This is a genomic window from Actinomadura formosensis, from assembly GCF_050948385.1.
Classification (GTDB): Bacteria; Actinomycetota; Actinomycetes; order Streptosporangiales; family Streptosporangiaceae; genus Spirillospora; species Spirillospora formosensis.
Window position 1 is genome coordinate 4,270,477 of sequence record NZ_CP192011.1, and the last position, 5,877, is coordinate 4,276,353.

The 5,877-nt window shown below is 67.7% G+C and carries 4 protein-coding genes and 1 pseudogene; 4 read left to right on the forward strand and 1 reads right to left on the reverse strand.

Annotated elements, in window-relative coordinates:
- Positions 1-85 precede the first annotated feature (85 nt).
- The gene (locus ACQP1N_RS20500) at positions 86-835 is read right to left on the reverse strand and encodes a hypothetical protein (protein ID WP_433226010.1); all 750 of its coding nucleotides are present in this window, start codon (positions 833-835) and stop codon (positions 86-88) included.
- Between the two features lie 225 nt (positions 836-1,060).
- On the opposite strand from ACQP1N_RS20500, the gene ACQP1N_RS20505 reads away from it, so the two are divergent.
- From ACQP1N_RS20505 to ACQP1N_RS20520, 4 genes and pseudogenes are all read left to right on the forward strand, one after another.
- Entirely contained in the window at positions 1,061-1,660 is a 600-nt protein-coding gene (locus tag ACQP1N_RS20505; RefSeq protein WP_433226012.1) for a transposase, read from the forward strand.
- Complete coding sequence (locus ACQP1N_RS20510; RefSeq protein WP_433226014.1) at positions 1,551-3,548, forward strand: hypothetical protein; 1,998 nt, start codon at positions 1,551-1,553, stop codon at positions 3,546-3,548. Before ACQP1N_RS20505 ends, ACQP1N_RS20510 begins: the two co-directional genes overlap by 110 nt.
- Entirely contained in the window at positions 3,545-4,198 is a 654-nt protein-coding gene (locus ACQP1N_RS20515; protein WP_067793907.1) for a hypothetical protein, read from the forward strand. Before ACQP1N_RS20510 ends, ACQP1N_RS20515 begins: the two co-directional genes overlap by 4 nt.
- Before the next feature lie 75 nt (positions 4,199-4,273).
- Positions 4,274-5,465: pseudogene (locus ACQP1N_RS20520) on the forward strand (IS3 family transposase).
- Positions 5,466-5,877: the final 412 nt, after the last annotated feature.

The window sequence follows — 5,877 nt, forward strand, 5'->3', positions numbered from 1 at the left end:
TTCAGCCAGATGAGGAATTCGCGACACATCGATTCGCGATGCCGTCAGTACAGATCGTCATCGGGCATCGGCAGGCCTGCGCCGGTCAGGTCTGGCGAGTGGGGATACGGGCGAGGATCGCGTTCATGCGGGATGCCACGTCCTCCCAGAACGCCAGGGCGTCGTCGAGCGCCGCGTCCCACGATCCAACGAGCGGCGCCGAGTCATAGCCGACGACGGGGTAGGAGTCGGAGGACACCGCGTCCTGAGGGGCCAGCATCCCGCTTCCGGTGACGAAGGTGCGACACCTCACTTGCCTCGAATGCCGTTCGCCGTCGGAACCGGTCAGCGTGACCCGCCACTCGTGCTCGCCGACGAACCAGCCGTATCCATGCCCGGCGGGATGATCGACGTCGACCGTGCGGAAGATGCCCTGGCGCTCCAGGAACCGGTCCAGGAGGTTGTTGCGCCTGCGCATGGCGTGGAAGTACTTCTCGTTCGGGGCGTCGAGCGCGTCCAGGTGGCGGGCGACATCGACGACCCTCTGCCTGGCCCGTGCGATCCGTTCCCGCCGGTCGCAGCGGCTCACCTCGAGGGCCTGCTTCTGGTCTTCCTGGCACTTCGAGCACAGGGCGAACGACGGCCCGTTCCTCTCGACGGCCTGATGCGATCGGCACATCGGACGCTCGCACGCACCGCACAGGCCCACCGCAGGCACGCCGCACGGGGCGCCGATCCGGCAGCCCGCGCCCGCGCCCACCGTGAGGTCGCCGTGCAGGCCGCCCACCTGGATCACATGTTGGGCCTCGCCGTCGAAGCGATTGCCGCCCTGGGGCGCCTCGCCGTCACCGCTCATGAGGCGATCCTACGATCCGGCTGGCCCATGCCCGCGCGGAACGACGATGCGGCGGGCGGCCTGGTGCGGACAGGCGAGCCGGCTCCCGAGCATCGGCGGCTTAGCCTCCCGCTTTCATGGCGGGTTGGTGCCGGTTGGTCGTTGACATGAGAAAAGTGCCCCTGAACTGGGAGGATAGGGCTTGCTGAAGGTCCTGTCCGCGCCGAGTTCTGGAGCACTTTCCAAGTGAAGACTACCGGCCGCAAGGCCAAGATCGTGGTGTCCGGGGACGGTGCGGGGATCGTCTCCCAGGCGGGTGGCCTGCTGCTGCTCGAGACGCTACGGGTGACGGGCCTGGACCAGGACTTGTCGCGGGCGCTGGCGCGGTGGCGGGCGGTGCACGATCCAGGCAAGATCGTGACGGATCTGGCGGTGACGCTGGCGCCGGGCGGAGACTGCCTGGCCGACATGGCCCTCCCGCGGTCCTCGCCGGAGTTGTTCGGGCCGGTGGCCTCAGACCCGACGGTGTCGCGGCTGGTGAAGACCTTGGCCGAGGCCGGGCCGGCCGCGTTGCGGGCGATCCGCACGGCGCGGGCGCAGGCACGCGAGCAGGCCTGGGCGCCGGCCGGACTCGAAGCTCCGGGCGCCGACGGCGGACTAATCCCGGTGGACCTGGACACGACCGTCGTGATCGCCCATTCGGACAAGGATCAGGCCGCCCCGACGTTCCTTCGAGTTGCTCGACAAGGAAAAGTTCGAGCAGATCGGGCAGGCCCGGGAACTCGCGCAGGGAGGACCACGCGACCAGTGGAACAGCGCCCTCGCCGTCCTCATCGATCTCATTGACTGCCTGGAGACGCAGGAGGAGAGCGGAACCCTGTCTCCCGAGCGTCTCGACACCTTCTTCAGCGGGTTCGAGCGGCTGGATCCCGTACATATCGACGAGATCCGGCGCCATCTCGACCTCATCCTCAATGGCGCCATCCAAGACAGGCTCACCGCGCACGACGCCGAGATGGTCCGTACGGGGCGTATGGACAAGGACAGGGAGGGACGGGTCTGGAAGTTCTTCGAGCCGGTTCCAGCCGAACCGCTGAAGGTCCCCGTAAAGTGGCCCGCCCTGAAACCGCCTCAGTGGACGATGGCGTTCTGGGGCGCGATCATGGTCGTCGCCGGGCTGGTCCTTTCGGCCGTGCTGGTGACCTCGGTGAGCTGGAGAACCGCGACCGTCTCGGGCATCCTCATCTTCGGTTTCGGATCCCTCGTCGGCTATGTCGGCCCCGAGATGCTCCCGGTTCGCTACACGCCGTCCCCCACACGCGACTCGAAGGAATCCCGCAGGCGAGGGCCGAGCCCGGAGCGCCGCTGGTTCGCCGAGCACGTCCATCGAACGGTGCAGCGCCAGTATGAAAAGCGCGCGCCGCGCGCAGCCCTTCAGCGGCCCCTTTGGATGGCCGCCACGCGGCGCTCCAGGACGACGCTCGCCAACGAGATCATCGAGGTGTACAGCGACACGGGGATCGCTCCCTCGCGGATCGACTGGCTGATCGCCTGGCATGCCGAGGACGATGAGCGCAAATGGGCGGCCGGCAAGATCAAGGACCCTCGGCGGCTATTGCGAATCGCGAGCCTTCTCACCGGTGTGCTTGGGGTGGTCGTCGGCTGGTACGTCACCTTGCCCAAGATGCTGTGGGCCCCCGTGATCGCCAGCATCGCGCTGGCATGGCTGATAGTGGGCATGGTGCTGCTCGTGGCCGGTCAGGCCGACGTCCATATCGTTCGCCGCTACACCCACCGAGCGTGGCAGGCCGCGTTCGACGAGCGATTCGCCAAGGAGAATGAGGCGTTCGAAAAGCGCTGCGAACTGCTGCGGAACCGCCCCGCCGACGCCGAGATGGCCCGCTGGCTGGACTTCGACAAGTTCTACCTGAAATCGCTGGCCATGAACCAGTACGGCCTGGGCAACCGGGAGGTCATCGCGCACGCGTTCCTGGCCGAAGCCGCCCCGAACTGCCGACGGGCCAGGGTCAGTCACGGTCCGTCCCGCTTCTCCGCGTACACCATCTGGATTTTCCTGCTCACCGGTTCCGGCGTCCGCCAGATGGCCGTCCACCTGGACTTCCCGACCGGAATCGTGAAGGACCCACAGCGCAGGGCCTTCCGCTACGACGCGCTGGCCTCCGCCCAGACCACCGAGCTCGGAATCCGGTTCGACGACGGCCGCCGGGAACGCCTACTGCCCCCAACTCCTGCCGACGGCAACGCTCAACGGCGTGACGAGCGGGAAGCCGAGCGTGGGAACGAGAGCCGATCGGAGAAGTCGTTCGTCTTCTTCCAGCAGTTCCAGCTCTCGCTCGTCAACGGGCAGAACATCCTAATCACGGTGGAGAACCTGGAGGAATGGCTGCTTCGACGGGTGAGCGAGGGCCGCAACGCGTCGCCGCTCAAGATGCCCGACACCTCCGACCTCACTGGCGCGCTCAGCATCCTCGAGGCAGTCGCCGCGGACGGCAGCGCATGGATCACGCGTGCGCGGGCACGGCGGCGCAACGCCGCATCCGCCCCCCTCGGCCGATGGTCCCCGGCCCGCCGCTACCACGGCAGGAGCCTTCCGGCGGCTTGCCCACCGATCCCCGCGCTCCCGGGCCCCCGCCACGGTTCGACGACGGCCGCCAGGGCGGTGCAAGTGGTGATCAGGGTGTGCGCTGACCTGCTGAAAGGAGCCCGATCATGACCTGCCGATGGTGCGGCAACGACAACGTGCTGGACCGTCCGTACTGTCCTCACTGCGGAGAGAGCACCAAAAGACTCGAAGAGGCGTTCGCTCCGGAGGCACAGCGGGACGACCCCGAAAAATCGTCGTCTGAGAACTGGCGCTACAGCGCCGCGATCCAGGTGAGCAAGAGCCTGGCCGTGTCGGCCATCGCCGCGATCCTACTGGTGGGTGGCGCGATGATCACCTATTCGCAGTGGCCGATGACGATGTGGCCGCGCTCGCTGCCGTCCTACCCACCCGAGACCGGGGAGACCGGGGGCGCCGCTGCGCCGCCAACGCGCGCCACCGCGCGCTGTACCAGCAAGGGCGAGCCCGTCACTGATCCGAGCGGCCGGGCCTATAACCGGTGGTACTGCACGATCGAACGCACCGGAAACGTTCACCGCAGCCCGGACGCGTCCATGACGGCCACTGGATACCTGCGCGAAGGCGAGAGCTGGTTCGCCTGCCAGGTCCAAGGGGCGCCTGATCCCGAAGGCGGCGGCACCACCTGGCTCTACACCCGGGGTGACGACCAGTACGCTGACGAGGGCTGGGGCTACTTCCCGGCCGGAGCGGTCAACCCCTCCTGGAACAGCGAGCCCGTCCCCGACCTCCCGCAGTGCTGACCGTGGAGTCCACCGGGTTCGATGAAGTCCTTCAAGCCAGCGTGATCTTGGCTGGCGGGGAGGAGAATCACTGCGATGGCAGCACCACGCAAATACCCCCGGGAACTTCGGGACCGGGCCGTGCGGCTGGCGCTGGAGTCCGATCGGCCGATCGCGCAGATCACAGCCGATCTTGGCCTCCACCGCGAAGCCCTGCGCACCTGGGTCCGCCAAGCCCAGGCCGACGCCGGCAAGCGCCCCGAGCAGCTGACCACCGCCGAGCGTGACGAGCTCAAGCGGCTGCGCCGCGAGAACAACGAGCTCAAGCGGGCCAACGAGATATTGAAGGCCGCCAGCGCGCTTTTCGCCGCCGAGCTCGGCCGGCCCCGGACGAAGTAGTCATGCTGGTCGACCAGCTGCGTGACCGCTTCGGGGCCCGTGCCCGTCTGCCGGGTCCTGGACCTGTGCCCGGGCACCTGCTACGGCCGCAAACGCCGCCCGCCCTCAGCCCGCGCCCAGCGCGATGCGGTGCTGACCGAGCAGATCGAGGCCGTTCATCAGGCCAGTTATGGCACCTACGGCGCCTACCGCGTGCACGGGCAACTGCGTCGCCAAGGCGTGCAGGTGGCGCGCTGCACGCTGGAACGGCTGATGCGCGCCCATGGCCTGCAGGGTGCGCACCGCCGCGACCGGCGGCGCACCACCACCCCCGGCGAGTCGGCGCCGCGACCGCCGGACCTGGTCAACCGGCAGTTCACCGCCGACCGACCCGACCGGTTGTGGCTGGCGGATATCACCTATGTGCGCACCTGGGAGGGGTGGGTGTACGTGGCGTTCGTGCTGGACGCCTTCTCCCGCCGGATCGTGGGCTGGCAACTGGCCGACCATCTACGCACCGACCTGCCATTGGACGCGCTGGAGATGGCGCTGTGGCCACGCGGCCGCGAGCGGCCGGGCACCTTGATTCATCACTCCGACCGGGGCTGCCAATACGTCGGTTTCCGCTACACCACCCGGCTGACCGACCTGGGCGTGACCGCCTCGGTCGGCTCGGTCGCCGATTCGTATGACAACGCGATGCCGAGTCACTGAACGCCACGTTCAAGACCGAACTCGTCCATCGCCGCACCTGGCGCACCCGTGACCAGGTCGAGTACGCCATCGTGAATGGGTCGGCTGGTACAACCACCGCCGGCTGCACACCGCGATCGGCGACATTCCACCGGTCGAATACGAGACCGCCCACTACCGTTCGATCAACACACCAGCGCCGACCGGCGCCAGGTAAAACGGACTTCACCAACCCCGGTGGACTCCAACTCCGCGCCGGTGCGCAGCGGTGCTCCGCTGGCGGGGCTGGGCCGGCCTCCTCGTCCGCACCCACCTGCCAATAGGTAACGCCAACTATTGAAGCTCTCTAGACACCGGCTGACTTCGAATAGTGCCGGACATGCGACGCCTCGTGGAGCCACCGTTCACGTCGGCCTTTGGCCTCAGCCTGGCGGTCGGTAACCCGCACTGGGGGCCGGTACGTCGCGGCGTCGGCTGACGTTTACGCCACCACCTCCAGATTCGGAAATCCGGTCAGGATGCCATTCTGCGGGATCTGCTGAGTGGCTTTAGAGCCGTCAAAGGGCTCCGTTAGGGGTTGTCGTTACGATGCTCCGAAGGAGTCTCTCTGCGCGGATGAGGAAATAATC

Excerpts from the sequence above, each read along its gene's own strand:
- ACQP1N_RS20515 (WP_067793907.1), top strand. The coding sequence starts at position 3,545 with ATGACCTGCCGATGGTGCGGCAACGACAACGTGCTGGACCGTCCGTAC.
- ACQP1N_RS20500 (WP_433226010.1), bottom strand. The coding sequence starts at position 835 with ATGAGCGGTGACGGCGAGGCGCCCCAGGGCGGCAATCGCTTCGACGGC.